We start from the raw sequence: 24,853 nt of genomic DNA on the forward strand, positions 1-24,853 counted from the left end.
CGCCCTCGCCCGCGATCACGTCGCGCTGCACCCCTTGACACGGCGACGGAGCGCGAGGCAGGGGCGGCGCGACGACGGGGCGGACAGGAGGAGCCGCGGTGCGAGCAGCCGAGGAGGCGCGGTGCGAGCAGCCGAGGAGGCGCGGTGCGAGCAGCCGAGGAGGTGCCCGTCAGCCCTGCCGTGCCGCCCACTCCTGCGAGTGCTCGGCCTGCTCCCGCGTGAGGTCGGTGACGCCGCCGCAGTTCGTGCACTGCACGTGGTACCGCTTCGACACGGTGAACAGAGGCACGAAGAACAGCGTGAAGCGCGTCGAGCGGCGGGCGACCTGCTGGTCGACGGTGCGTCCGCAGAACCGGCAGGCGAAGACGACGACGGTCAGCAGGGCCTGGCGGACGGAGGTGCCGAAGAGCAGGAACATCCCCCGACGCTACCGAGGCCCCGGCCGCCGACGTTCAGCCAGCACCGACCCCGAGCTCCGACCCGACCTCCGACCCCAGCTGCGAGTCGAGCGCCGCGAGCTCGGCGACGAACCGCTCGCGCAGCGCCGCCTTCTCGGCCGCGGGCAGCCACGACGCGTCGACGCCGGCGAGGGCCATGCGCCGCACCTGGTCGGCGCTCGCGCCGATCTGCTCCGAGACGATGCGGTACTCCTGGGCGAGCGACGTGGGGAACATGCCCGGGTCGTCCGACGCCGGGACGACGTTCAGCCCGGCGTCGAGCATCGCGGCGATCGACGCGCGCCGCCACGGTCGCCATGAGCGGCGCGACGTCGTCGAGACGACCGTGAACGCGACCTGCTCGTCGCGCATCCGCGCCACGACGTCGTCGTCCTCGAGCACGTAGTACCCGTGGTCGATGCGGTCGCAGCCGAGCTGGTCGAGGCAGGTGATCGTGTTCACCGCGGTCGGCGCGTGCTCGGACGAGTGCGCGGTGCGGCCGAGGCCGGCCTCCCCGGCGAGCCGGTAGGCGTCGACGAAGCGCTCGGGCGGGCCCGACGTCTCGAGGTTGTCGAGCCCGATGCCCGCGACGTACTCGTGCGGGTGGTCGACCACCTGCTGCACGAGGGCGAGGGCGTGCTCGCCCGACTTGCTGCGGTCGATGCCCTGGATCATCCGGCCCGTCATGCCGAAGTCGCGCTCCGCCATGCGGATGCCCTCCGCGTACGCCTCGACGGACCCGGCGTAGCCGAGCGACTCGAGGTGCGGCGGCACGGCGTCGAAGAACAGCTCGAGGTGACGGGTCCCGCTGCTGCGGTGCGCCTCCTCGAAGGCCTCGTAGGTGATGCGGGTCAGGTCGTCCGCGTCGCGGAGCACCTCGACGACCCAGTTCGACGCCTGGAACAGCGAGTACGACACGTCGGGCTCGCCCTCGCTGCGGCCCTGCGGCACGGGGACGCGCGTGTCGCGGTAGAGCGCCGGGTCGGGCGGCAGCGAGTTGATGTCGGCGAAGATCCGCTCGGGCTCGGCGGGCAGGGCGAGGCCCTCGCGCCGGGCGAGCTCGGCGAAGGTGGACGCCCGCACGGTGCCGATCAGGTGGCAGTGCAGGTCGGTCTTCGGCATCCGATCGAGGTACCATCCGGGCAGCGAGGAGACGGCCAGCGAACCGGCGGCGGGCGAGGAGGCGGTCGGCGAGCCGGCCGGCAGCGGGTCGGAGGTCAGGGCGCGTGCGTCGGCACCCATCAGCGCGACGTCACCTCGCGAGCGAAGCGGTCGACCCACTCGGCGCGCGTCGGGACGAGCTCGGTCGGGTCGAGCGTGGCGTAGCCGGCGGCGATCGGGTCGGCGGCGATGTCGCCCACGACGTCCTGGATGGTCGAGGGGATGGTCGCGTCGGGGTTCACGGGCAGATCGCCGACGATCTCGGCGGACGACGACTGCGCCTCGGCCGACAGCAGGTAGTCGACGAACTGCGAGGCGCCGTCGACGTTCTCGGCGCCCGTCGGGATCATGGCGCGGTTGGTGGCCATGTACTTGCCGGTCGCGGGCGGCGTCCAGGCGACGGGCTCGCCCGAGGCGACCAGGTCGGTGGCGAAGCCGCTCAGCGCGTCGGCGGCGACGATCTCGCCCTGCGTCAGCAGGTTGGTGACCTCGGTCGACGAGCTGTAGAACTGCAGCACGTTCGGCGACCACTCGCCGAGCTGCTCGAGCGCGGCGTCGATGTCGTAGGGGCCGTCGCCGAACTCGGAGGCGACGCCCGAGACCATCAGCTGGCCGGCGGTCACCGAGATGTCGGGCAGGGCCACACGGCCCTCGAGGTCGGAGTCGCCGTACAGCGACCAGTCGGCGGCCTCGTCCGCGTCGAGCTCGTCGGTCGAGTAGAGGGTGCCGTTGAGCTGGTAGCTGTAGGCCGGGCCGACGTAGGCGTCCTCGGTCGCGAAGTCGGCGATGGTCTCCAGGTTCGGCACGTCGGCCGCCTCGACCTGCTGGAACAGGTCGTCCTCCTGGCCGAGGGCCGCGTAGTAGTCGCTGATCAGCATGACGTCGATGCCGGGGTCGCCGTCGGCGAGCTGCAGCTTCGACAGCCGGTCGGCGTTCGAGCCGGTCTCGATCTCGACCTCGATGCCGGTGGCCTCGGTGAACGGGTCGACCACCGCCTCCTGGAACTCCTCGACGCCGAACGGGAACGTGCTGACGACGATGCTCTCGGCGTCCGACGACGACGCGTCGCCCGACGAGCAGCCGGCGAGCACGACGGCGGAGACGGCGAGGCCGGCGGCGAGGGCCAGGGGCCGTGTGCGGGAGGTGCGGGTCATGGTGGTCCTTTCGAGGAAGGGCAGAGGGGGTGCGGGAGGCGCAGAGGGCCGGAGGCGCGGCTGCGGTCGAGGGGAGGGCGGCGCGGAGGGGCAGGTAGAGGAGGTGCGGGTCGGCTCAGTCGGCCAGCGCGACGAGCCGGGACTCCGGCGCGGTCACGACGACGTCGTCGCCGGGCGCGAGCGACGACGTGCCCGTCGCGCGCACGTCGGACACGAGCCGCACTCGGGCGCCGGAGGCGTCGATCGCGGCGACCGTGACGAGCAGGTCGACGCCGCGGTACGCGACGTCGGTGACGGTGCCGGGGAGGTGCAGGCCGGCCGCGGCCGGTGCTGCCGCCCGACCCGCGCCTCCTGCGGTCGGCTCGACCACCAGGTGCTCGGGCCGCACCGTCAGCGAGGTTCCGTCGGCCGCTGCGACGAAGTTCTCGTAGCCGAGGAAGTCGGCGACGAAGCGGTTCGCGGGGGCGGGGAACACGCTCTGCGGGGCGCCCTGCTGCATGATGCGCCCGGCGCGCATGAGCACCATGTCGTCGCTCATCTCGAGCGCCTCGTCCTGGTCGTGGGTGACGAGGACGACGGTGAGCCCGGTCTCGCCCTGGATGCGGCGGATCTCGGCGCGCATCTGGACCCGGAGGCGGGCGTCGAGGTTCGAGAGCGGCTCGTCGAGCAGCAGCAGCTTCGGCCGGATCGCGATGGCCCGGGCCAGGGCGACGCGCTGCTGCTGACCGCCGGAGAGCTTCTTCGGCTTGCTCGCCGCGAGGTGCCCGAGGCCGACGAGGTCGAGGGTCTCGGCGACGCGACGGGCGCGCTCGTCGGCGGGCACCCGGCGCAGCTTCAGGCCGTAGCCGACGTTCTCGGCGACCGACAGGTGCGGGAACAGCGCGTACGACTGGAACACCATGCCCAGCCCGCGCTTCTCGGGCGGCGTGCGGGTCATGTCGTCGCCGTCGATCAGGATCGTGCCGCTCGTCGGGGCCGAGTAGCCCGCGAGCATGCGCAGCGTCGTCGTCTTGCCGCAGCCGGAGGGGCCGAGCAGTGTCGTCAGGGCTCCGCGGCGGATCGACAGGTCGATGCCGTCGACGGCGGTGAAGTCGCCGAAGACCTGGCTGACGCCGCGCAGCTCGGCGGCGGGGCGGTCGGCGGAGGGGCTCTCGGAGCCGGGCTGGGTGCCGGTGCTGGCGTGCTCGGCGCCGGGGCGGGTGCCGGCGGGGTCCGTGGTGCTCACTTGTTGATGCCTCCGAAGATCTTGGCGAAGCCGACGGTGCGCTCGGCGACGACGGCGACGACGACGGTGGCCGCGAGGATCAGCGTGGCCATCGCGGCGACCATGGGGTCGTAGCTCTGCTGCACGTAGTCGAGCATCGTGACCGGCAGGGTGCGGAAGTCGCGGCTCTGCAGCAGCAGCGACAGGGGGACGTTGTTGAACGAGGTGACGAAGCTGAGCAGCGCGGCCGAGAAGATGCCGGGCCGCAGCAGCGGCAGCGTCACGGTGAAGAAGGCGCGGACCGGGCTGGCGCCGAGTCCGCGGGCCGCCTCCTCGAGCGACGGGTCGGCGAGGGCGAGGGAGGCGCCCGTCACCCGGACCGCGTACGGCATCATCAGCGCGGTGTGGCCGATCAGCAGCGTGGGGAAGTTCGCGAGCCCGAAGCCGATCATCAGCTGCTGGTAGAGCGCGAGGCCGACGACGAGCTCGGGGACGATCAGGGGCGAGAGGAACATGCCCTCGATCAGGCCCTTGCCGGGCAGGCGGCCGCGGTGGATCGCGAGCGTGACCGGCACGCCGACCGCCAGGGCGATGACCGTGGCGAGCACGGCGAGCTGCAGGCTCGAGACGAGGGCGCCGGTGAAGGGCGCGTACGTGACGGCCTTCTCGAACCACTGCAGCGAGAAGCCCTGGGGCGGGAACGTCAGCGTCCGTCCGCCCGTGAACGCCGTCGCGACGACGAACAGGATCGGCACGATCATCACGACGTAGCCCGCGACCGCGAGGGTCCCGGCGACGGGGCGGCCTGTGCCGGGGGTCTTGCTGCTGCGGGTCGTGCTCGTGCGGGTCACTGGGTGGCTCCCTTGCGGGCGACGAGCGACGAGAGGCCCGAGACGACGAAGACGAGCACGGTCATGATGAGTGCCGTGGCGGAGGCGCCGGCCCAGTCGATCGTGACGCTCGAGTACGAGAAGAGCTGGGTGCTGAGCATGCGCTGGCTCGACCCGCCGAGCAGGTAAGGGGTCGTGTACGCGGTGACCGACCCGGCGAAGACGAGCGTCGCCGCCACGACGATGCCCGGGCTCGAGAGCGGGACGACGATGCCCCAGAAGGTGCGGGACCGGCTGGCGCCGAGGCCGCGGGCGGCGTCGTCGAGGCCGGCGTCGACCTGGGCGACGGCCGAGTAGCACGAGATGATCGCGAGCGGCAGGAACAGCTGCGTGAGGCCGAGGACGATCGCGAGCTCGGTGTAGAGCAGCTGCGGCGCCCGGTCGACGAGGCCGAGCCCGACGAGCAGCTGACCGATCGCGCCCTGCGAGCCGAGCACGACGAGCCACCCGAAGGTGCGGACGACGTTGCTGAGCAGCAGCGGGAAGATCGCGAGGGCGAGCAGCACGCTCGACCAGCGCGACGTCGAGCGGGCCAGCAGGTACGCGATCGGGAACCCGAGCACGATGCACACGACGGTGACGATCAGCCCGAGGCCCACGGTGCGGCCGATGATCCGCAGGTCGTACGGGTCGGTGAGCATCTGGCCGACGCGGCCGAGCACCTCGCCCGTGCCCACGCCGGGAGGGGCGACGAGCATCGCCAACGACGGGACGAGGAACCCGACGAGCAGGAAGGCGAGCCCGGGCAGCAACAGCAGCAGGGCGGTCTTGCGAGTGGTCACGACGAGCCTTTCGTGGCGGTCGGGGTACGACGTTCGTACGGGGCCGCCTCGTCGGCGCCCAGGTCGCCGAGGGAGCGGTGACAGGGGAGTCGAGGAGGCGGTGCAACCGGTTGTGCAACCGGTCTCATCAACCATAGGGTCCCCCTGGGGGCAGCACGACCACCGCGTGTAACGATCATGTGAAACGTGGTCGGACCGTGCCCCTAGGCTCGCTGCAGGCACGACGACGGAGGGGGCGCGCATGTCGACACCGCGCATGTCGACACTGGCCGACGTCGCCGCGCTCGCGGGGGTCTCCAAGGCGACCGCCTCCCGCGCCCTCAGCCGTCCCGAGCTGGTGCTGCCCGAGACCGCGGGTCGCGTGCTCGCCGCCGCCGAGCAGCTCGGCTTCGTCGCGAACCGCGCGGCCCGCCAGCTCGCCCGGGGTCGCAGCGGGCTGATCGCCCTGGTCGTCCCTACGCTCGAGAACTCGTACTTCACGCCCGTGATCGCGGGCGCGCAGGCGCTGGCCGGCGAGCACGACGTGCAGCTGACCGTCGCGGTGCACCCGCTCGCGCACCCCGGCGAGCTCGTCGCGTTCGAGCGGCTCTCGGCCCAGGTCGACGGCTTCATCGTGGTGGCGCCCCGCGGGCCCGACGAGGTCGTCGCGGCCGCCGCCTCCTCGAAGCCGACCGTGGTCGTCGACCGGGAGGTCGACGGGCTCTCGTCGGTCGTGGCCGACACCGCCGCGGCGTTCGGCTCGCTCGTCACGCGCCTCGTCGACGACGGCCACGAGCGCCTCGTCTACGTCGGCGGGCCGGAGGGCTCGTGGCAGGACGCCCAGCGCACCGAGGCCGTCACCCGAGCTGCCCACGGGCGTGCGTCGCTCGTGCGGCTCGGGCCGTTCCCGTCCACCTTCGCGGCCGGGGTCTCGGTGCTCCCCGCGGTGCTCGAGGCGCAGGCGACCGCCGTCGTGCCCTATGCGACCGCGATCGGGCTGGGGCTGATGTTCGCGCTGGGCGACCGGCCCGCCTCCTCCCGGGTCGTCGTCAGTTCGGAGCGGATGGTCGTCGACTCGCTCGGCCTCGTCGGGGTCCCGGCGATCGACGTCGACGGCGACGAGCTGGGCCGCGTCGCGACGGGCCTGCTGCTCGACCTGGTCGACGGCCGAGGAGGCGCGGGCACGGAGCGCGCGCAGCGTCGCCTCCCCGTCCCGGTGCGCTGGCCCGCCGGGGCATGACGCTGCCCGGGGCGCCCGGGTGCCGGTCGTTCATCGGGACACCTGCGCCGGCTCGTCTCAGCCGGTCGAGGCCAAGTGGGGCCCGGCCTGCAGATTCGCGTATGCCTGTCCCGCAAAAAAGCCCGGTGACGGGGGTCTGAACGCTACAGTCATCGGATGCTCATCGGCTACGCCCGCGTCTCGACATCGGGACAGGATCTCGCAGCACAACGTGACGGTCTTGCAGCACTCGGTGTTGATGATCGACACGTGCATGTTGACCACGGCTTGTCGGGCACGACTCGAGCCCGGCCGGGCCTACGGGAGGCGCTGGCTGCGTGCCGTGCCGGTGACGTCCTCGTGGTCACGAAGCTCGACCGCTTGGCCCGGTCCCTCCGTGATGCGACCGACATCGCGGATGAGCTGACGAAGAAGGGCGTGGCCCTGAACCTCGGGGGAGCGGTCTACGACCCCACCGACCCCGTCGGCCGGCTCCTGTTCAACGTCCTGGGCATGGTGGCCGAGTTCGAAGCAGACCTCATCCGGGCCCGCATCCGAGAAGGCATGGCGATCGCCAAGGCCGCCGGCAAGCTCCGCGGCCGCAAGCCCAAGCTCACCGCCTCGCAGGAGAAGCACCTCGTGCAGCTGCACCGCACCGGCGCCCACACCACGAGCGAAATCGCGGAGCTCTTCGGCGTCGCTCGGTCGACGGTCTACCGGGCCATCCAGCGAGCTGAGCAGGCGTAGGTGTCCACCCTTGAGCCCAAGCGGCTGCACCGCAAACGGCGCAGCAACGGTGACGGATCGCCTGTCAGCCCCGAAGGAAACCGATGACCACTGACATACAAGCGCTGAGGCTGTCCGTTGTGTCGCACCTCGCTCCCAGCGTCGACGAGTCTTTGCAGGGTGAAGGGCACACATGGCGGCTCTTCGGGCATGCCACTCATGTGTCCCTAGAAGTCGAGTTGCTGGGGGGAAAATACCTGCTGATCACACTGGCAGGGTCCCTTGTCGTCGAGTCTGATTCTGGACTTGATGACCTGCACGACTTGTTCCGGCAGTTCGATCGAGATGAGGCTTTCGTGGTGCTGTCGTCCACGAGAGGTGGGCACCTCTTCTGGTGGATCGAGATCGGTGGTCAGCAGGTCGTCGAACGCCAGTCCGCGGGTTGGTTCTGGCGCTCACGCGGGGCACGAACACAGGAGAGATCAAGCTTGCGCGAAGACGGTGTCTACCTCTGATCCCTCGCAACGTCGACTCGCACCCGAGGCGGCTCGGCGATATGACGACGTAGAGGTTGCGCTGATGACAGCCCCCGCGAGGCTAGAGCGTCGGTAAAGGGGCGCCCGCATGACCATCGCTCAGCGGCCTCTTGGCTTTCGGGAAGTCCCGTCGACGCTGTCGCCCTCGTTTCTAAGTGCTTCGCCTTCGGCTACGTCTTCCGTGATGGTGATGCCCGGATTCCAGCCGTGGCGCGTCCACCAGGTGCGCAGCGCGATACCGATCGAGAGACCAAGAGGTAGTGCTGCAAGGGTGAGAGCTGCGCCATCCAGAAGGACCAGCAGGAGTATGCCAACCGCAAAACCGACGGCGCAGAAAAAGTAGATCCGTTGGCTGCTTCGGGATGACATAAAGGCACCATAGGCCGAAGGTTGGGTCTCTATGCGTCCCGCCCGATAGGGGATCGTCCCGTGGGATGCCCTGAACCTCTTGACTCTTCCCGTTGCGGCCTTGTGTCTGAGCAAGGCCAGCCAGCGATCAAGTATCTGAGGCTTCGTCGCGGACCGATATGGTCGTCGAGGTGTGACGCTCGGTCCGCCCTCGCTCGCGCCCAGGAGGACGCCCGTGACGCCTGCCCGCCCCCGGACCGTCGCAGGTGTCGTGTCGACGCTGGTCGCCTGCCTGCTCGTGGCCTCGTGCGCTGCAGCGCCTCGGGCGTCCGTCGTCCCTCCCCCTGGGGGGACTGCCTCTGAACTGACGACCGCCGACGCGGATGCCTGGCTCGACGGGTTCGTCCCGGCCGCCCTCGAGCGGGAGGGCATCGTCGGCGCGACCGTCTCGATCGTCGCCGACGGGGAGGTCGTCACCGAACGAGGCTGGGGCTGGTCCGACCTCGGTGACGAGCGGGCGGACCGACGTCCCGTCGACCCCGACAGCACGCTCTTCCGGATCGGGTCGATCTCGAAGGTCGTCACCGCGACCGTCGTCATGTCGCTCGTCGAGGAAGGCGTCCTCGACCTCGACGAGCCCGTCCAGGACCGCCTCGACGTCACGCTGCCCCACGCGTTCGACCGTCCGGTGACCCTGCGGCACCTGTTGAGCCACACCGCCGGCTTCGAGGACGAGTTGGCCGGGGTCATCGCAGGCCCGGGGGAGGGGCCGACGACGTTGCGGGAAGCCGTGGCCGTCGATCCGCCCGAGCAGATCTACGAGCCCGGCACGACCCCCGCCTACTCGAACTGGTCGAACGGAGTCGCGGCGTACGTCGCCGAGCAGGCCACCGGACGCCCGTGGGCCGAGCTCGTGCAGGAGCGGGTCTTCGACCCCGCAGGCATGGTGTCCGCGACGCTCGACCAGCCCCTCTCCTCCGGCGACGCTGCCGTGGTCTCCGGGGGCTGGGACGCTGCTGGGGCGGCGGCGGTGCCCTTCGAGATCGTCTCTCCGGCGCCCGCCGGGGCCGTGTCGGCCACGGCGTCGGACATGAGCGCGTTCATGCTCGCCCAGCTCGGGCACGCCCACGGCATGCTCGGGCCGGGGGCCCTCGAGCAGATGCACGCACCTGCCCTCGATGGTGACGACCTGGGTGGGCTCGCTGCCGGGCCTCGCATGACGCTCGGCCTCTTCGAGGAGGACCGGAACGGACGCCGGGTCCTCGGGCACGGCGGCGACCTCACGGCCTTCCACGCCCAGATGGATCTCTGGCCCGACGACGACGCAGGGATCTACGTCTCCCTCAACAGCACGGGGGTGCGGGGCGATGCCACGACTGCCGTGCGCGAAGCCCTGGTGGAGGGGTTCGCCGACCGGTGGTTCCCGTCCGACGCCGCGGAGGGGGCGGCAGTGACCGCCACGGAGACTGCCGGTGAGCACGCGGACGCCCTGGTGGGCAGCTACCAGGTGTCGAGGCGTGCGGAGTCGACCTTCGTCCGGCTCTTCTACGCCCTGTCGGCGGTGGGCATCTCCCGTGGTCCTGACGACTCCGTCCTCATCTCGGCTCTAACGGACACCTCGGGGGCGCCCGTCGAGCTGGTGGAGGTCGAGCCGTGGGTCTGGCAGGAGGTCGACGGCGATAGGAGGGTCGCCGTCGACCAGGTCGACGGTTCCGTTCACGCTGTGGGGCTGAACCCGGCGTTCACCCTGCAGCCGATGCCGGCGACGCGGCAGGTCCTGCCCCTCGTCCTCGTCGCGTCCTTGGCCGTGCTGGTGCTCGCTCTGGTGGGCACCGTCGTGGCGGCGGGACGCCGAGTCTGGTCCGGGAGGCGCGTGACGGGGTCCGACCAGTCGCGTGCAGAGTCGATCGGTCGAGTCGGGGTCGCCGTCGCCCTGCTGGCCCTCGTGGTCGCCGGCGTGCTCTGGGCCACGGTCGCGTCCGCCCTCCTCAGCGACGCCGGACAGCCTGCTGCGGTCGTGCTGCGGACGGCGCAGGCCCTGACGGCCGTCACCGCGGCCGGGGTGCTGCCGGCGGTGGTCGTACTCGTCGGGCGGGTGAGGCGCGCGCCTGCTGAGCGGACTGCAGAGGGCGGGGCACCTCCGCGCCTCCAGAAGGTCGTCGCCGTCGTCGGTCAGGCGCTGCTGGTCCTCGCGTTCATGGGGCTCGGGTACGCAGCCGTGACCGGTGGCCTGCTGCTCCCCGACATCTCCTACTGAGGGGCGGCCGAACCGCCCGCCGCAGGCCCGGGAATCGCCGCATGTCCCTGCGCTGCCGACCGGAGGTGAGCTGCAGTGTGTTCGGGGGCCCGTCGTGAGCGAGGCGGGAGCTCCGTCGTGGAGGTGTCGGGTCCGTGTCGTGGACCTCGGGGTGGCTCGTTCTTAGTGTGAGGGGCATGAACGAGACACGGATCGTCGATCTCCGGACTCAGATGGGCTGGACCCAGGAACGCCTTGCAGACGAAAGCGGCGTGACCGTCCGCACCGTCCAGAGACTTGAGGCGGGCAACGACGGGAGCCTCGACACTCTCCCGCGAGTGGCAAAGGCGTTCGGTGTCCCGGTGCGTGATCTCTTCGTCACCGTCGCCGAGGACGACTACGGCCGCTCGGTCACCGCCCTCGACGACCGGACAAGTCGCCAGCAGGAACGGCGGGGCCGTGTCGAGGAAGGCTTCCGAGCGCTGTTCTACGGGGTGGGCGTGCTCTTCACGATCGCCGTGGTCGTTGCAGTCGCCACCGACGTCGTGCCGAACGTCGCCATCTTCTTGATTCCCGCGTATTGGGTCGCTGGCTGGCTGCTGTCGATGTTCCTGTTCCTCGTCGTCCTCAGCCCGCGCCTCGACCGCGCCTATCCCCTCTCCCGTGCCGCGACTGACGAGGTGGCGAGCAGGTAGACACAGCGTCAGATGCCGATCGTCGGACGGGCAGGAAGCAATGCGTCAGAGGCGAGAATGGGTCCATGCCTGTGCGCCTGAGTGATTCCCAAGTGGTGGCTCTTCGGCAGAGATACAGGAACGGAACGACTCAAGTGGAGCTGGCTGCGCAGCTTGGCGTCAGCCAGAGCACGGTCTCGAGCCTCGTCGTGGGGCGCGCTCGTGTCGATGCGGGAGGCCCGATCACCCATCGTTCTTTACAGAAGCTGACCGACGATGACATCACGGAACTGCGGCGCCGGGCGGCTGAGGGAACTTCCGTTGGTGCCTTGGCGACACGGTTCGGTGTGACGCCCCCAACCGTGACGCGCCTGCTCAGGGTGTCCGAATCACGCCTCGATAGCGGTCAGGCCGTCTAACCATCTGCGGAAGATCGCTCCTACTGCGGCGGGGGCGACGACCCTGATCGGTGATCCGCTGCGGGCTGCGAAGGTGAATACCTCGCTGCCGTCTCTGACGACGGTCGTCCAATGGTCGGACGGGTGGACGTCGTGGACGGCGGCCGTCGAGGTGGCTGTCCCGTGTCGGTGGACCCGGAAAAACGCCGTGAAGTCGCACACCTCAAACGACTCTCCGAGGTAGGACCACTTCATACAATTTCGCATCCGCACGGGAAAAAACTCAGAGGCCGCTGCCGATGGGTTCAACTGGATGGGCCTCCACGGGGTGTGGGTCTCCGGTGGGGGAGGGCCTGACGGGGAACCTGAGTAAGGTCAGGAACCCCGCCATCGGCAGCGAGGTCTTGGCTGCCCCCGCAATGTAGCCGCGTGGCCTTGCTCCTAGGGCCCGACAGACAACGAGACACCGCAACGTCCTGCGCATCTGGCAAGTTCTTGCGATCACCTCTAGTCCGGGAGGTCGTCCTGATCCACACTGACGTCGAGGGCGGCAACAACGGCCACATGAGGTCAGCGGACTCGACCACTTTCTGAGTCAGCGATCGCCCGAGGGTGCTGATGAGGCGACTGGTCGACGCTGGCTGCAGAACAGCGCGGAGGGCGGACCAGAATGATCCGTGCCAAGGCGTCTCCGGCGGGGCCGGGGGTTGTTCCGGTGGTCAAGCGCGTCACCATCGGGGTCGGTGTCGTTGCCCTCCTGGTCTTCTGGGGTCTCTGCTTCCTCTTCGAATTCAGCAAGACCAGCGGTGACGTTCCCGCAGCCGCGGCCATGCGTTTCCCTGCTGGCTCCGTCGTAGTCGACACGGAGAAGCACTGCCGTGCCGAGCGCTGCTGGTCGACGTTCTACGTAGCTCCGCCCCCAGGAATGACCGCAACAGAGCTCACGGCAGAGATCGAGGGCGCAAACATAGGCCCCATCCTGGGTTCCTTCTCCGACTCCCGGTTCGTCTATGCCAAAGCCACACTCAACGGGCTGACCGTTCACGTCGTCGGCAGCTACTGGTGAGGCACCGCCTCGGCGTATGACTCGGCCACGGTCTCGGTGCCCGGCAGAACGCACGACGACCCAGGCCCCGACTCTCGAGGGCCGGTAGGTGCGGGGTGCGCGCGAGCCTGCCGCGACAGCCTTCGAGCTCGTGACTAGCGTGGGATGCCGGAGGTAGATTTCATGACCGTTTGGACTGTCATTGCATTCGCCGCTGTTGCGGCCGCGGTGCTCGCGATGTTGGCGCCGCACGCCCGAACGAGTTCTGTTGAGGCGCTGCGCCTGTTCAGGTTGCAGACCGTCGACAACGAGGCGTCACGTCGCGCCGCCACCTGGGCCCTGACTCCCCTCGCGGCACTGTCGATCGGGGTGAGCCTCATCGGTCTCGCCGTGAACGAGGGAGGACCAGGCTCCGGAGTGACGTCCTTGATCGCGCTGCTCCTAGTCGGCGCTGGCCTGGCTGCCAGCCATGTCGCCGCGCGTCGCGCCAAAAAGGTTGAGGCGTCTCGTCGCTGGCCCGGTAATCGCGCCCGATAGGGGATCGGCCTGTGGGACGAGATGTCGTTTAGTGGCCGGTCGTCGCGAGCTGCGCCGTAAGCAGGTCGCGGACGGACGCGGGCTCGCGATCGAGGACCTTGCCCAACAAAGGGTCGGTGCCGGCGAAGAACCCGCCGGCGGCGGCGCGGTACATGTCGAGCATGAAGCGTGCCATGAACTCCGGCTGCCCCGACGACACCTGGTGCGCGACCCAGTCGTCGTCCCCGAGCACCACGGTCTCGACCGGTCGCCCGGCGACATCGGCAGCGATCGCTGCGACGTCCGCGAACGTGGGAGCCGCGGGCGCGGTCAGGGTCGTCGGCCCGTTGTAGGCGCCGTCCGAGAGCAGGATGCGCGCGGCGGCTTCGGCCGCGTCTTCCCGGGCCGTCCACGACACAGGCCCGTCGGCAGGGACCGTGATGACGCCCGTCTCGCGCCAGTCGCCGAGGAACCAGGTCAGGCTGTGCGCGTAGAAGCCGTTGCGCAGCGACGTCCAGACCAGTCCCGACTCGGCGAGCAGCCGTTCGGTGGCCGCGTGGTCGCGGCCCGGTCCGAAGGGGGTGTCGAGTGCCGCCCCCTGGTGGCTCGTGTAGAGGACCCGGCCGACACCGGCGACCACTGCTGCTTCGACGGCGTTGCGGTGCAGCGCGACGGCGTCGGCGTGCGGGTCGCTCGCCGAGACGAGGAGAAGCTGGTCTGCTCCGGCGAAGGCGGCGGGCAAGGACGCAGGGTCGGCGTAGTCGCCCGTCCGCACCTCGACTCCGCGGTCTGCGAAGTGGACGGCCTTGGCGGCGTCGCGGGCGACGATGGCGATCTCGGATGCGGGAAGGGTCTTCAGGAGGTGCTCGACGGTGGAGCCGTTCAGGGCGCCCGTGGCGCCGGTGATGATGATCATGGGGGTGAGCCTCTCGTCGAACCGCGACCGGATATCAGCGGAACGCCGCAAGAGTATCGCCGGAATCGCGCTGATAGCAAGTGGGCGGTATCGTTGATTTCGTGAATGACGAAACCGTTCCTGCTGACACCCGGATGCGCATCGTCGAGGTCGCTGCCCGGTTCCTCCGTGAGCAGGGCCCGAGCGCTGTCACAACGCGAGGCGTCGCGCAGGCCGCTGGCGTCCAGGCCCCCGCGATCTACCGGCTCTTCGGTGACAAGGACGGCCTGCTCGAGGCCGTTGCTGAGCACGTCATGGCGTCCTTTGTCGCGGACAAAGCCTCGACCGTGGCCGCCGCTGCCGCGGCGGATGTCGATCCAGTCGAGGAGCTCTGCGACGGGTGGCGTCGTCAGGTCGAGTTCGGTCTCGAGAACCCGGCTCTCTTCGCCCTCCTCAGCGACTCGCGTCGAGTCGCGGGCTCGCCTGCTGCTCGCCTGGGCAAGGACGTTCTTACTGCTCGTGTCCGCCGGGTCGCCGCCGCCGGGCGCCTCGCGGTGCCGGAGGCGCGGGCGGTGGGACTCATCCAATCGGCGGGAGCGGGCGTCATCACGACGATCCTTGCCACGCCTCCCGCCGAGCGTGATCCCGGACTGGCGGATGCCGTGTTCGAGGGCGTCCTGGCGCAGATCCTGACGGATGCGCCCGTGGCGGCCCGGTCAGGTCATTTGGCTGCAGCCGTCGCGTTCCGCGCCGTCGCTCCCGAGCTCAACCAGCTAAGCGACCCCGAGCGACGCCTCCTCGGGGAATGGCTCGACCGGATCATCTCCGAGCCGACCGCCCCATAGGGGATCGTCCACCGGTCTCGTAGTCGGGGGCCCTGAGTCGACTCTTCCAGGGGCGGGCCAGGAGCGGGCGATTCACCTGCCCGCTCCGGGATGCCGTCAGGGTGTGGGGCCGAGGAGGCGCCCGGTCCAGTCGCGCAGCGCGGCAACGGCCCGGCGCGACAGGGTCGCTCCCGGCACCATGCTCGTCGACCCGTGGAACGCCCCCGGCCACACGTGCAGCTCTGCCTGCACGCCGGCCGCCCAGAGCGCGCTGGCGTAGGTGACGGTCTCGTCGCGGAACACCTCGGCGCTGCCGCAGTCGACGTACGCCGGCGGAAGGCCCGCGAGGTCCGTCGCGCGCCCGGGAGCGGCGTAGATCGACACGTCGTCACCGCCGCGACGGTCGCCGAGGTAGGCGTCCCAGCCGAACCGGGTCATCTCTCGGTCGGCGACGCCCACGCCGTCGTACTGACGGGCGGAGAGGGTGGTGTCACGGTCGTCGAGCATGGGGCTGACGAGCACCTGCCCGACGACGGCCGGCCCCTGTCGGTCGCGGGCGAGGAGCGCCGTGCCCGCGGCGAGCCCTGCCCCGGCGCTCTGGCCGACCAGGACGATCCGCTCGGGGTCGACGCCGAGCTCGCCGGCGTGCTCGGCGACCCAGACGAGGCCGGCGTAGCAGTCCTCGACCGGGTACGGGTCGGGGTGCTCGGGGGCGAGACGGTAGTCGGGGCTGATCAGGACGACGTCGTGCACGAGCAGCCAGTCGTCGTACGCGTCGAGGTTGCCGAGGTGGTGGCCGAACATCATGCCGCCGCCGTGGATCGCGTAGGCGCAGGCCGCCGTCCCGGCGCGGCCGATGCGCTGGACGACCGCGAGCGTGATCGGGTCGCCGAGGTGCCCGGGGACGGTGATGCTGCGCCTCTCGAGGCCGCGGGCGCGCAGTCCTTCGTCGAGCCGCGCCTCCGTCGTGTCCAGCTGGCGCATCTGCGGCAGCATCGCGGTCTCGAGGCGGAAGCGGCCGCGGGCGTCCATCGCCTCCAGGAAGGGCACGAACTCGGGGTCGAACGGGGGGCGGGGCAGGACGGTGGTGTCAGGCACGGGAGGGCTCCTGGGTGGTGGGGGTGAGGGTGGTCGAGGGGGCGGGTGCGGTCGTGGCGTCGGGGGTCGGGTCGGCGGCTCGCGCCCGGAGCATCCCGACCACGACGAGCGCGGCGGCGACGGCGGCGAGGCCGAGCCCGGCGACGGTGAGGGCGTCCTCGAAGCCCGCGAGCCGCAGGGGCGTCCACGGGGTGGTGGTGATGCTGCCGGTGACGAAGGCCGCGACGATCGTGCCCGCGGCGGCGACCGCGGCTCCTCCCGCGAGTTCGCTCGACGTGTCGACGAGGGCCGCGCCCACCGAGGTGCGGTCGGCCGGGAGGCCCGTCAGCACGGAGGCTCCCGCGACGACGCCGACGACGCGCATGCCGGCGGCCACGAGCACGAGGGCGACGAGCACCCAGACGTACCCGTGACGGCTCAGGGCGCCGAAGACGGCGAGGCCCGACACGACGGAGGCCGCGCTGACCCACGCGGCCCGGCCGAGGCCGACCCGCTGTACGAACGGCCCCACGAGGCGGCCCCCGGCCAGGAGCACGACGACCTGCGGCAGTGTGCCGACGGCGGCGAGGGCGGGCGGCCAACCCCAGGCGAACTGCAGCTGCAGCGTCACGAGGTACGACAGCCCGGCGACGGCGAGGCCCGACGCGGCCTTGAACGCCAGGCCGCTCGACACCAGGGGGCGGGCGAGCAGGTGCAGGTCGACCACCGGGTGCCGCGCCGTCCGCAGGCGCACGACGAACCCGGCGCCGCATGCGACGGTGAGGGCGACGGCGGCCCACCCCCACGAGGAGGCGGTGGCCGGCCCGACGAGGACGGTCGGCGTCACGAGCAGTCCCGCCACGGTCGCGGTCCCGAGCAGTGCGCCGCCCACGTCGACGGGGTCTGGCCGCAGCCCTGCGGCGTCGTCCCGAGCGACACCGCACCGGATGCCGACGAACGCCAGCAGGGCGATCGGCACGTCGGCCAGCAGCAGCACTTGCCACGGAGCTACGGCGAGCACGAACCCGCCGACGGTCGGGCCGACGGCGAGGCCGACGAGCCCCGCGGTCGAGATCACCGTGAGGGCCCGGACGCGGAGGCCCTCGTCGTCGAACAGCCGGAACGCCAGCGCCATCGACCCGGGGGTGGTCATCGCTGCGGCGACGCCCGTCAGCACACGGACGGCGATGAGCTGCTCCGTCGTCGTGACCGCCACGGTGGCGAGGCTCGCCACGGCCAGCAGCGCTAGGCCCGCGAGCATGACGCGACGTCGCCCCACCCGGTCGGCGACGGCGCCGAAGAGCAACATGAGTCCGCCGAAGGCGACCGCGTAGGCGCCCGACACCCACTGTAGGCCCGTCGTCGAGGAGCCCAGCTCACGGCCGATCGACGGCAGGGCGACGTTGAGGACCGAGGTGTCGAGCATCTCGAACAGGAACACCGCGGACAACCCGAACAGGGCGATCCAGGCGTCGGACAGCCGCAGAGGCGCGTCGCCGGCACGCAGTCGACCGCGGCGGAGAGAGGTACTGGGGGACACGGGGACGCACTCCTTCGGGGAAGAAGTGGCGACTCGTTCGATGCCGCGTGCGGGTGCGTCGCAGAGCGCGACGCCTTTTACCTCAGTGATGGGCACGATACACCGCCTACTGCTGAAGAAGAACTCCAGCAGTTCTGCCGCATATGCAGGTGCCCGATAGGGGATGGCTTACCGACCGGGCACGAACCGTAAGTGTGATGGCCGAGCTTGGTCTTGATGCCGCAAGATAAGGTCATGGCACCGGTCCCCGGCGACGTCATCGAGCGGTTCGAGTTGTTCGCCACTCGCGCCGGCGAGGAGTTCGGCAGCGCCGTCCGGTCAAGATCATTCAGTTCCGGCATCTCGAGGCTGCCGCAGCTCCAAGTAGGCCAGTTCTCGGTCGTCGCGGCTGATGGGCTGGTGATCGACATAGCCCCGACCTCAGGCATGCCCGCCCGGCGGTGGGAGCTGGGCTGGGATGAGGCTGACTTCGCAGAGGCTTGGTTTCTTCTTGCGGACCATCTCCTCACCGGGCGCCTCGAGCCTGGCAGTCTCGACGCCTTCGTCGCCCGGGTCGTAGCCCTGGTCGGCCAGGCTGGCGACGTCGAGGTCTCCACCGTTCAGGCCGAGTTCGACCGTGTGGTGACAGTGACCCCGCACCGGCACCGAGCCCTGCCTTTCGAGGTCCTGGTGATCAAGGACGACTCGGTCGTCGTCAGCGGCGACGACTTCGGCTGGTGGGATCTGGGCGGCGATGGCGATGACGGCCTGGTCGAGGCGCTCCGCGTCGTGACGCAGTTCGTGGTCGGAGGCGGCACCGTTCGGAGCACGTGGCGTACGTGTCACCTACTGGACGTCGATGGCGCTGTCGTCGGAGGCTCGTATCGGGACGGAGCGCATCGGCTGCGTCCTCGTCAGCTGCATTTTCTCCCTTACGCGCCCGGCCGCGCGGCCTGGACCGTGCACCCGTCTCACTTGACGATCGCCTAGCGGTGACCGTGACAGACGATCGTTGACGTGTTCAGGGCACTGAGCTGGTGCTCTTCAACTCGGCGGGCCGGCCGGCTGCAGCTGCGTTCGAATGGTGTCTACCTGGTGGGATTGCAGGCCGAGCTGCAAAGGGCCTTGGTCTGTGTCGATGTCGATCACGTGGAGGGACGGGTTGACGGACCACAACTGCTTCTTGGACGGACGCTTCCCGGAATCGAGTCCGACTGCTTGGACGGCGAAGTCGACAGGGTCGCTCGAAACGAAGCCGAGCCTAGTGAGAGTCTCGGGCGTGTAGTCGCCGTGTCGTCTTGTGAGTACGTCGACCGATCGTGACTCGAGCAAGCCGGCTCGGAGTGGACCGGCAAGCATCTCGATAGGGGATCGTTCACCAAGACCTGTCCCGCTGGGATGCTTCTCGGAACCGACGGAGGTCGTCATTTTCGAAGAACGCGGATGGTTCGCCGAGGCTGACGCGAGAGCGCTCAAGCCCGCCGACTCCGTGAACGATGTGGATCATCGTGGTGACGCTCCCCAAGCCGAGCACCGGCCTGAACCGGTCCACCTCCGTCCACTCGACCGCCTACTCCGAGGCTTTCCTTGGCATGACCGAGTTCAGCGACCGCGCCGCTAGCTAGCAACCCGCGTCCGCCCCGCAGAGCATCGGCTCACGGGCGGCGCTAGTGGGTGTGTCGGTGGCCGTCCCAGACGGGGAAGGGGTCGACCAGGTCACGCCACGAGGCGGGGTCGCTGAGCAGCTCGTCGTTGGTGAGGAGGCACGTGTCGAGGTCTCGGCGGATGGCCGCGACGTCGAGGTCGAGGCCGAAGAAGGCGATCTGTTGCCCGTGAGGTGAGTCGGGGTGCCACGACGGGAGTGACGTGGGGTCCAGGCTCAGCATCTGTCCGACGCTCGACCAGGAGCCGACCCGGTCGCTACGGGTGGCGAACTGCGTGAAGCCGCGTGACCGGAGCACCGTGCCGACGGCCCCCGGGGCGAAGGTGCGCTCCACGACTGCCGCGAGACGCTCCGGATGGAAGGGGCGCTCGTCCCGGTAGACGAAGGTGGTGATCGTCCCGTCATTGTGGTGGTCGGGGGTGTGCTCCGAGAGTGCCTGCATCCAGCCGGCCGCGCCGCCGAGCTGCGCTGCGCCTCCTCGTGCCGACAGGGAGTCACGGGCAAGGTCCTCAGCTCTGAGGACTGCGGTCTCGGGTGCGAGCCGGGCGAGCAGTCGTTCGAGGATCTGGAGGTCCTGCGGGGGCACAGCTGCGGTGTCCGTGAGCATGACGACGGTGGCGTGCTCGACGAGGTCGATGACGTGCTCGGCGGCGAAGAACCTGTCGTCCACACCGCGCAGTGCCAGATCGGCGAGATCGACCGCGCTGACCCCGGCCACCACGTGCTGGAGCAGGCACTCTCCGCTCGGCCTGCCCAGGTCGGAGTCCACCAGCGCGCCGAGCAACAGCGCCGACGCCCGCAACGGGGTGCCCGGGACGAGGGCGGCGACGACGTCGACGCGGTCACCAGATCTCGCCAGGTCGAGGGCGAGCCGATGGACATCGTCAGCGCCTTCCTGCACGTCGGGGCCGACGGTGACGAGATGACTCGCATCGCCGGCGATCACCTGCGCGATCCGTTCGATCTCGGCGGCGTCCTGCCCGCCGACGAGGACGATGCCCCGGTGTCGCGAGGTGGGTGAGGAAGCGGGTCCGGTGGTCATGCCACTACGCTAGTTGATAACTGTTCTCACTAACAATCGGAGGCGTCATGAAGGTCCGCAATTCGCTCAAGGCACTGAAGGCCATCCCTGGATCGCAGGTCGTGCGCCGGCGTGGCCGGGTCTTCGTCATCAACAAGAAAGACCCGCGCTGGAAGGCCCGTCAGGGCTGACGGCGGTCACTGCTCTCGCGTTCGCGGCCGTGGGGTCGGCGCATCTGGCCCCACCATCTGGTGAGGCCCTCGTCGCATTCACGGACGCTTGCCTGACGAGCAGTGCCGTCATGGTCGACACCTCCGCCACCCTCACGTCCGCACCTTCGTCACCGACCTCCAGCGGCGTGACGAAGAGCGCTTGCGCGACCGCATCGAGCGCTCAGTGCTCGATGGCGACGTCGCGCCGGGAACCGATGCCGCCACGAGGGATCGTCCGTCAGGCGCCCGGAGCGGGCATGACGAGGTGCATCCCGGTTCGTCCGGGGGCGACGTCGACGAAGCCGCGTCGCTCGTAGAGGCGTCTGCCCGGCGGGTCAGCCGTGAGGGTCACGTAGGCCCCCGGAGGCGCGTGCTCAGCGACGTGAGCCAGGAGGGCGTCCAGGACGGCTCCTCCGATCCCTCGGCCTTGGTGCGCGGGGAGGGTGGCCATGTCGGCGATGAGGAAGTACCAGGCGCCGTCCCCGACGACGCGCCCCATCCCGACGACGTCCCCGGCGGTGTCGACGACGTGCCGGAAAGTCCAGGAGCCGGTCCAGCATCCTCACCGCCTCGATGTTGCGCCGGATGCAGGTCCCCTCCATCTGGGCGAAGGCCATCAACCCCCAGCACGGACTGATCCTCGACCAGCTCGGCGTCGACCACGTCGTCTACCCGGAGGCCGACATGGGTCGTCGGGTCGCGCACCTCGTGCGCGGCTCCATGCTCGACTACGTCGAGTTCGACCACGACCTCGTCGTCGCGAAGACGGTCGCTCCCGCGGAGATCGTCGGTCGTCGACTGGACGAGAGCGGGATGCGACGGCGCTTCGACGTCACGGTCGTCAAGATCCGGTCCCTCGACGGACACTGGCGGGCGGCTTCTGCGGACACGGTCCCCGCTGAGGGCGACCTCATCATCGTCACCGGGCCCCGCGAACGCACCGAGCGGTTCTGCGCACTCTGATCCCGGCAGGCCCACGTCGAGGCGAAGTGGCTCGTGTGCTCCGTGGTCGTGCCGGGTCGACAGGTCGACCGGTCTCGGGGCGTCCCGTGCTGGTGAGGAGTCGAGCTGCCCCGTCTGGTAAGACAGGGGACGATGCCACACGACGACCTCACCCCTTCCCGCTCTCCCGCCGCTTCTCCCGGGCTGTTCGCTGAGGACACCTCCCTGGAGTCCACCCGCCTCGGGGAGATCCTCCGCAAGGAGACCGTGGGCGGCATCGTCCTGGTCATCGCGGCGGTCGTCGCGGTCGTGTGGGCGAACTCGCCGTGGGCCGGTGCCTACTTCGCCCTGCGCGACTTCGAGTTCGGCCCGGCCGCCCTGGGGCTGCACCTGAGCGTGGGGGAGTGGGCCGCCGACGGGCTGCTGGCGATCTTCTTCTTCCTCGTCGGCCTGGAGCTCAAGCGAGAATTCGTCGCGGGAGAGCTGCGGAAGATCAGCAAGGCGATCGTGCCGGTGGCCGCCGCGTTCGGCGGAGTCCTCGTTCCTGCCCTGATCTTCACCGTCATCAACGTCTCCGACCCAGAGGCGGTGCGCGGGTGGGCGATCCCCACGGCGACGGACATCGCGTTCGCCGTGGCCGTGCTCGCGATCGTCGGCTCGAGACTGCCGGCTGCGCTGCGGATCTTCCTGCTGACCCTCGCCGTCGTCGACGACCTGATCGCCATCGGCATCATCGCGTTCGTCTACACCAGCGCCATCGAGGTGCTCCCGTTGGTGCTGGCGCTGGTCCCGCTCGCCGCGTACGTCTTCCTCACGCAGCGGTTCCGACGCTTCTTCGGCCTGCACCCGGCGGCGAACTGGTTCATCTTGCTGCCCGTCGCCGTCCTCGTGTGGGGCCTCATCCACGCCTCGGGCGTCCACGCCACCGTCGCCGGCGTCCTCCTCGGCTTCGCCGTCCCCGTCATCCGCAGCCAGGCCAGCGGCGGGCCGGGCACCGGCCCCGGGCTCTCCGAGGTCTTCGAGCACCGCTTCCGGCCCATCTCCACCGGTTTCGCCGTCCCCGTCTTCGCGTTCTTCTCCGCCGGGGTCGCCTTCGGCGGCCTCGACGGACTGAGGACAGCGCTGTCCAGCCCGGTCACGATCGGCATCATCGCCGCGCTCGTGCTCGGCAAGCCGATCGGGATCCTCGCGACGACGTGGATCACGACGCGGATCACCCGGGCAGAGCTCGACCGGACGATCACGTGGATCGACCTCACCGGTGTCGCCCTCCTCGGCGGCATCGGCTTCACCGTCTCCCTGCTCGTCGCAGAGCTCAGCTACGGGCTCGGCAGCGCCCACGACGACGACGCCAAGGTCGCCATCCTCATCGCCTCGGTCGTCGCGGCGGGCCTCGCCACGGCTGTCCTCCGGCCTCGCAACCGTCACTACCGTCACCAGGATCAGTGACCGACTCGACGGCGTGATTGGGACAGCACGCCCTCGACCCGTCACCATGGGTGCATGGCCACGACAACACCGCCCTCATCCGGGCCCTCCGCCGACCATCCCGCTTCCCTGACGGAGACCGTCTCGACCACCCCGCAGCTGCGACGTTGGGTCTTCTGGCCCGCCGCCGTCGTCGTCCTCGGCTTCGTCGCGTACACGCTGATCGCGCCCGCGTCGGCTGAGGCGCTGTTCCTCGGCCTGCAGAGCGGGATCGTCAAGAACTTCAGCTGGTACTACGTCTTGATCGCCGCTTTCTTCGTCGGGTTCAGCCTCTTCATCGGCTTCAGCCGGTTCGGCGGCATCAAGCTCGGCAAGGACAAGGACGAACCCGAGTTCTCCACCGGCTCCTGGTTCGCGCTCCTCTTCGCCGCCGGCATGGGCATCGGACTCGTCTTCTACGGCGTCTCCGAGCCCCTCAGCCACTTCGCCTCCCCCCGCCCCGGCGTCACCGGCACGGAGGACCAGCTCGCGCAGCAGGCCCTGACCCAGACCTTCCTGCACTGGGGGCTGCACGCCTGGGCCATCTACGTCGTGCTCGGCCTCGCCCTCGCCTACGCGATCCACCGCCGAGGTCGTCCCGTCTCGATCCGCTGGGCCCTCGAACCCCTCCTCGGCGACCGCGTCCGCGGCGGCTGGGGCAACCTGATCGACGTCATCGCCCTCGTCGGCACCCTCTTCGGCGTCGCGACGTCGCTCGGCCTCGGCGTCATCCAGATCGGCGCAGGCCTGGAAGCTGCCGGCATCGCCGAGAGCAGCATCGTCAGCCAGATCTCGATCATCGCCGTGATCACGGCCGTGACCATCGTGTCGCTCGTCACCGGCGTCACCAAGGGCATGAAGATCCTCTCGAACTTCAACCTGATCCTCGCCGCGGCCCTTCTCCTGTTCATCCTGATCGTCGGGCCCACGCAGTTCCTGCTCCGCGACTTCGTCCAGTCGATCGGCGCCTACCTGCAGAACGTCGTCGGCCTGTCGTTCAACGTGACCGCCCAGCAGGGCGCAGCCGGTGAGGAGTGGCAGGGCGCCTGGACCACCTTCTACTGGGGCTGGTGGATGTCGTGGGCGCCGTTCGTCGGCATCTTCATCGCCCGCATCTCCAAGGGCCGCACGGTGCGCCAGTTCGTCTTCGGCGTCCTGCTGGTCCCGACCGCTCTCACCTTCCTGTGGTTCGCCGTCCTCGGCGGCGCCGCGATCCACCAGCAGACCGACGGCGCCGGCGGCCTCGTCGGCGCCGACGGCTCGGTCGACGTCGAGGGGTCGCTGTTCGCCCTGCTCGGCGGCCTGCCCGCCGGCACCGTCCTCACCTTCGGCGCGATCTTGCTCATCGGGGTGTTCTTCGTCACGTCGTCGGACTCCGGATCGCTCGTCATGGCGATGATCGCGTCCGGCGGCGACATCGAGCCGAAGAACTGGCTCCGCGTGTTCTTCGCCCTCGTGGCCGCCCTGCTCGCCGTCGCGCTCCTCCTGACCGGTGGTCTCGACGCCCTGAAGACCGCGGCGATCACGACCGCCCTGCCGTTCAGCATCGTGCTGCTCTTGACGTGCTGGTCGACGATCATCGCCTTCAACCGCGAACGACGTGCGTACGACAAGGCCGAACGCGACGTCCTCCTCGAGCACGTGGGCGCGTACTACGGCCTCGAGGTCGACGCGCCCGGCCGTGCGGGCGGCAAGGGCCTGGCCCGGCCGTGGGAGGCGGTCAAGCGCCGCGTCCGTGGAGCCCGTGCGGATTCCGTCTCGGGTCCGGAGGCGTCCGCCTCCGCGGTCGTGGCCGAGCCGCCCTTGCGGGTCGACGTCGTGTCGCCTGACCCGGCCATCGACGGGCGCCTCGACGAGGGCGCACCCGGCACAGCCGACCAGGAAGGTACGAGAGAGCGCTGACCTCGAAGTGTCGGCCTGACGGGCGT

The 24,853-nt window shown here is 70.1% G+C and carries 28 protein-coding genes; 15 read left to right on the forward strand and 13 right to left on the reverse strand.

Annotation, left to right across the window (positions count from 1 at the left end; genetic code table 11):
* Nucleotides 1-169: 169 nt before the first annotated feature.
* The 6 genes from ACZZ97_RS01725 to ACZZ97_RS01750 form a co-directional block, all read right to left on the reverse strand.
* Nucleotides 170-418: a zinc-ribbon domain-containing protein gene (locus tag ACZZ97_RS01725; RefSeq protein WP_123546918.1), complete on the reverse strand. Its 249-nt coding sequence runs from the start codon at nt 416-418 to the stop codon at nt 170-172.
* A gap of 34 nt (nt 419-452) precedes the next feature.
* Entirely contained in the window at nt 453-1,679 is a 1,227-nt protein-coding gene (locus tag ACZZ97_RS01730; protein WP_463472079.1) for an adenosine deaminase family protein, read from the reverse strand.
* Nucleotides 1,679-2,752, reverse strand: a complete 1,074-nt coding sequence (locus ACZZ97_RS01735; RefSeq protein WP_463472080.1) for an extracellular solute-binding protein — start codon at nt 2,750-2,752, stop codon at nt 1,679-1,681. The genes ACZZ97_RS01730 and ACZZ97_RS01735 overlap by 1 nt, the downstream gene beginning before the upstream one ends.
* 115 nt (nt 2,753-2,867) lie before the next feature.
* Nucleotides 2,868-3,977 carry an ABC transporter ATP-binding protein gene (locus ACZZ97_RS01740; protein ID WP_463472081.1) on the reverse strand — a complete coding sequence of 370 codons (1,110 nt, stop codon included), beginning with the start codon at nt 3,975-3,977 and terminating at the stop codon, nt 2,868-2,870.
* Nucleotides 3,974-4,807: an ABC transporter permease gene (locus tag ACZZ97_RS01745; RefSeq protein WP_463472082.1), complete on the reverse strand. Its 834-nt coding sequence runs from the start codon at nt 4,805-4,807 to the stop codon at nt 3,974-3,976. Before ACZZ97_RS01745 ends, ACZZ97_RS01740 begins: the two co-directional genes overlap by 4 nt.
* Nucleotides 4,804-5,628, reverse strand: coding sequence for an ABC transporter permease (locus tag ACZZ97_RS01750; protein WP_314100586.1), 825 nt, complete (start codon nt 5,626-5,628; stop codon nt 4,804-4,806). The genes ACZZ97_RS01745 and ACZZ97_RS01750 overlap by 4 nt, the downstream gene beginning before the upstream one ends.
* A gap of 241 nt (nt 5,629-5,869) precedes the next feature.
* On the opposite strand from ACZZ97_RS01750, the gene ACZZ97_RS01755 reads away from it, so the two are divergent.
* The 3 genes from ACZZ97_RS01755 to ACZZ97_RS01765 all read left to right on the forward strand — a co-directional run bounded on the left by ACZZ97_RS01755 (nt 5,870) and on the right by ACZZ97_RS01765 (nt 8,067).
* The gene (locus tag ACZZ97_RS01755; protein ID WP_463472083.1) at nt 5,870-6,847 is read left to right on the forward strand and encodes a LacI family DNA-binding transcriptional regulator; all 978 of its coding nucleotides are present in this window, start codon (nt 5,870-5,872) and stop codon (nt 6,845-6,847) included.
* 156 nt (nt 6,848-7,003) lie between these two features.
* Complete coding sequence (locus tag ACZZ97_RS01760) at nt 7,004-7,573, forward strand: recombinase family protein (protein WP_463472084.1); 570 nt, start codon at nt 7,004-7,006, stop codon at nt 7,571-7,573.
* Between the two features lie 83 nt (nt 7,574-7,656).
* Complete coding sequence (locus ACZZ97_RS01765) at nt 7,657-8,067, forward strand: hypothetical protein (protein ID WP_463472085.1); 411 nt, start codon at nt 7,657-7,659, stop codon at nt 8,065-8,067.
* 120 nt (nt 8,068-8,187) lie between these two features.
* Here ACZZ97_RS01765 and ACZZ97_RS01770 read toward each other — a convergent pair whose 3' ends face one another.
* Nucleotides 8,188-8,457 (reverse strand): hypothetical protein, encoded by a 270-nt coding sequence (locus ACZZ97_RS01770; RefSeq protein WP_463472086.1) that lies wholly within the window; start codon nt 8,455-8,457, stop codon nt 8,188-8,190.
* A gap of 214 nt (nt 8,458-8,671) precedes the next feature.
* Here ACZZ97_RS01770 and ACZZ97_RS01775 point away from each other — a divergent pair, with 214 nt between their 5' ends.
* The 3 genes from ACZZ97_RS01775 (at nt 8,672) to ACZZ97_RS01785 (ending at nt 11,765) form a co-directional block, all read left to right on the forward strand.
* The gene (locus ACZZ97_RS01775; protein ID WP_463472087.1) at nt 8,672-10,693 is read left to right on the forward strand and encodes a serine hydrolase domain-containing protein; all 2,022 of its coding nucleotides are present in this window, start codon (nt 8,672-8,674) and stop codon (nt 10,691-10,693) included.
* A gap of 176 nt (nt 10,694-10,869) precedes the next feature.
* Complete coding sequence (locus ACZZ97_RS01780; RefSeq protein WP_463472088.1) at nt 10,870-11,367, forward strand: helix-turn-helix transcriptional regulator; 498 nt, start codon at nt 10,870-10,872, stop codon at nt 11,365-11,367.
* 65 nt (nt 11,368-11,432) lie between these two features.
* Nucleotides 11,433-11,765, forward strand: coding sequence for a helix-turn-helix domain-containing protein (locus ACZZ97_RS01785; protein ID WP_399539818.1), 333 nt, complete (start codon nt 11,433-11,435; stop codon nt 11,763-11,765).
* On the opposite strand, the gene ACZZ97_RS01790 is transcribed toward ACZZ97_RS01785, so the two are convergent.
* The gene (locus ACZZ97_RS01790; RefSeq protein ID WP_463472089.1) at nt 11,736-11,999 is read right to left on the reverse strand and encodes a hypothetical protein; all 264 of its coding nucleotides are present in this window, start codon (nt 11,997-11,999) and stop codon (nt 11,736-11,738) included. The two genes, ACZZ97_RS01785 and ACZZ97_RS01790, sit on opposite strands and share 30 nt — an antisense overlap.
* A 415-nt stretch (nt 12,000-12,414) precedes the next feature.
* On the opposite strand from ACZZ97_RS01790, the gene ACZZ97_RS01795 reads away from it, so the two are divergent.
* Nucleotides 12,415-12,810, forward strand: coding sequence for a hypothetical protein (locus ACZZ97_RS01795; RefSeq protein WP_463472090.1), 396 nt, complete (start codon nt 12,415-12,417; stop codon nt 12,808-12,810).
* 162 nt (nt 12,811-12,972) lie between these two features.
* Nucleotides 12,973-13,326 (forward strand): hypothetical protein, encoded by a 354-nt coding sequence (locus ACZZ97_RS01800; protein WP_314100601.1) that lies wholly within the window; start codon nt 12,973-12,975, stop codon nt 13,324-13,326.
* A 28-nt stretch (nt 13,327-13,354) separates the two neighbouring features.
* On the opposite strand, the gene ACZZ97_RS01805 is transcribed toward ACZZ97_RS01800, so the two are convergent.
* A complete protein-coding gene (locus ACZZ97_RS01805; RefSeq protein ID WP_192129535.1) occupies nt 13,355-14,221 on the reverse strand; it encodes an NAD(P)H-binding protein in 867 nt (288 codons plus the stop codon).
* Between the two features lie 80 nt (nt 14,222-14,301).
* Here ACZZ97_RS01805 and ACZZ97_RS01810 point away from each other — a divergent pair, with 80 nt between their 5' ends.
* Nucleotides 14,302-15,045 carry a TetR/AcrR family transcriptional regulator gene (locus ACZZ97_RS01810; RefSeq protein WP_463472091.1) on the forward strand — a complete coding sequence of 248 codons (744 nt, stop codon included), beginning with the start codon at nt 14,302-14,304 and terminating at the stop codon, nt 15,043-15,045.
* Nucleotides 15,046-15,141: 96 nt separating this feature from the next.
* Here ACZZ97_RS01810 and ACZZ97_RS01815 read toward each other — a convergent pair whose 3' ends face one another.
* Both ACZZ97_RS01815 and ACZZ97_RS01820 read right to left on the reverse strand, forming a co-directional pair.
* Complete coding sequence (locus ACZZ97_RS01815; protein ID WP_463472092.1) at nt 15,142-16,122, reverse strand: alpha/beta hydrolase; 981 nt, start codon at nt 16,120-16,122, stop codon at nt 15,142-15,144.
* Nucleotides 16,115-17,641, reverse strand: a complete 1,527-nt coding sequence (locus tag ACZZ97_RS01820) for an MFS transporter (RefSeq protein WP_463472093.1) — start codon at nt 17,639-17,641, stop codon at nt 16,115-16,117. The genes ACZZ97_RS01815 and ACZZ97_RS01820 overlap by 8 nt, the downstream gene beginning before the upstream one ends.
* A 234-nt stretch (nt 17,642-17,875) precedes the next feature.
* Between ACZZ97_RS01820 and ACZZ97_RS01825 the strand changes: the two genes are divergently transcribed.
* On the forward strand, nt 17,876-18,610 hold the full coding sequence (locus tag ACZZ97_RS01825; RefSeq protein WP_463472094.1) for a hypothetical protein: 735 nt from the start codon (nt 17,876-17,878) through the stop codon (nt 18,608-18,610).
* Between the two features lie 677 nt (nt 18,611-19,287).
* Here ACZZ97_RS01825 and ACZZ97_RS01830 read toward each other — a convergent pair.
* Nucleotides 19,288-19,953 (reverse strand): GTP-binding protein, encoded by a 666-nt coding sequence (locus tag ACZZ97_RS01830; protein ID WP_463472095.1) that lies wholly within the window; start codon nt 19,951-19,953, stop codon nt 19,288-19,290.
* On the opposite strand from ACZZ97_RS01830, the gene ACZZ97_RS01835 reads away from it, so the two are divergent.
* Nucleotides 19,903-20,304 carry a hypothetical protein gene (locus tag ACZZ97_RS01835; RefSeq protein ID WP_463472096.1) on the forward strand — a complete coding sequence of 134 codons (402 nt, stop codon included), beginning with the start codon at nt 19,903-19,905 and terminating at the stop codon, nt 20,302-20,304. The genes ACZZ97_RS01830 and ACZZ97_RS01835 overlap by 51 nt on opposite strands.
* Before the next feature lie 68 nt (nt 20,305-20,372).
* Entirely contained in the window at nt 20,373-20,495 is a 123-nt protein-coding gene (gene ykgO / locus ACZZ97_RS01840; protein WP_055795327.1) for a type B 50S ribosomal protein L36, read from the forward strand.
* A gap of 259 nt (nt 20,496-20,754) precedes the next feature.
* On the opposite strand, the gene ACZZ97_RS01845 is transcribed toward ykgO, so the two are convergent.
* Nucleotides 20,755-21,015: a GNAT family N-acetyltransferase gene (locus tag ACZZ97_RS01845; RefSeq protein WP_463472097.1), complete on the reverse strand. Its 261-nt coding sequence runs from the start codon at nt 21,013-21,015 to the stop codon at nt 20,755-20,757.
* An 86-nt stretch (nt 21,016-21,101) separates the two neighbouring features.
* Here ACZZ97_RS01845 and ACZZ97_RS01850 point away from each other — a divergent pair, with 86 nt between their 5' ends.
* The 3 genes from ACZZ97_RS01850 (at nt 21,102) to ACZZ97_RS01860 (ending at nt 24,827) form a co-directional block, all read left to right on the forward strand.
* Nucleotides 21,102-21,479 carry a TrkA C-terminal domain-containing protein gene (locus ACZZ97_RS01850; protein ID WP_463472098.1) on the forward strand — a complete coding sequence of 126 codons (378 nt, stop codon included), beginning with the start codon at nt 21,102-21,104 and terminating at the stop codon, nt 21,477-21,479.
* Nucleotides 21,480-21,611: 132 nt separating this feature from the next.
* Nucleotides 21,612-22,907, forward strand: coding sequence for a Na+/H+ antiporter NhaA (nhaA, locus tag ACZZ97_RS01855; RefSeq protein WP_463472099.1), 1,296 nt, complete (start codon nt 21,612-21,614; stop codon nt 22,905-22,907).
* Nucleotides 22,908-22,961: 54 nt separating this feature from the next.
* Nucleotides 22,962-24,827 carry a BCCT family transporter gene (locus ACZZ97_RS01860; RefSeq protein ID WP_463472100.1) on the forward strand — a complete coding sequence of 622 codons (1,866 nt, stop codon included), beginning with the start codon at nt 22,962-22,964 and terminating at the stop codon, nt 24,825-24,827.
* Nucleotides 24,828-24,853: the final 26 nt, after the last annotated feature.

Source organism: Frigoribacterium sp. AC512, from assembly GCF_979258295.1.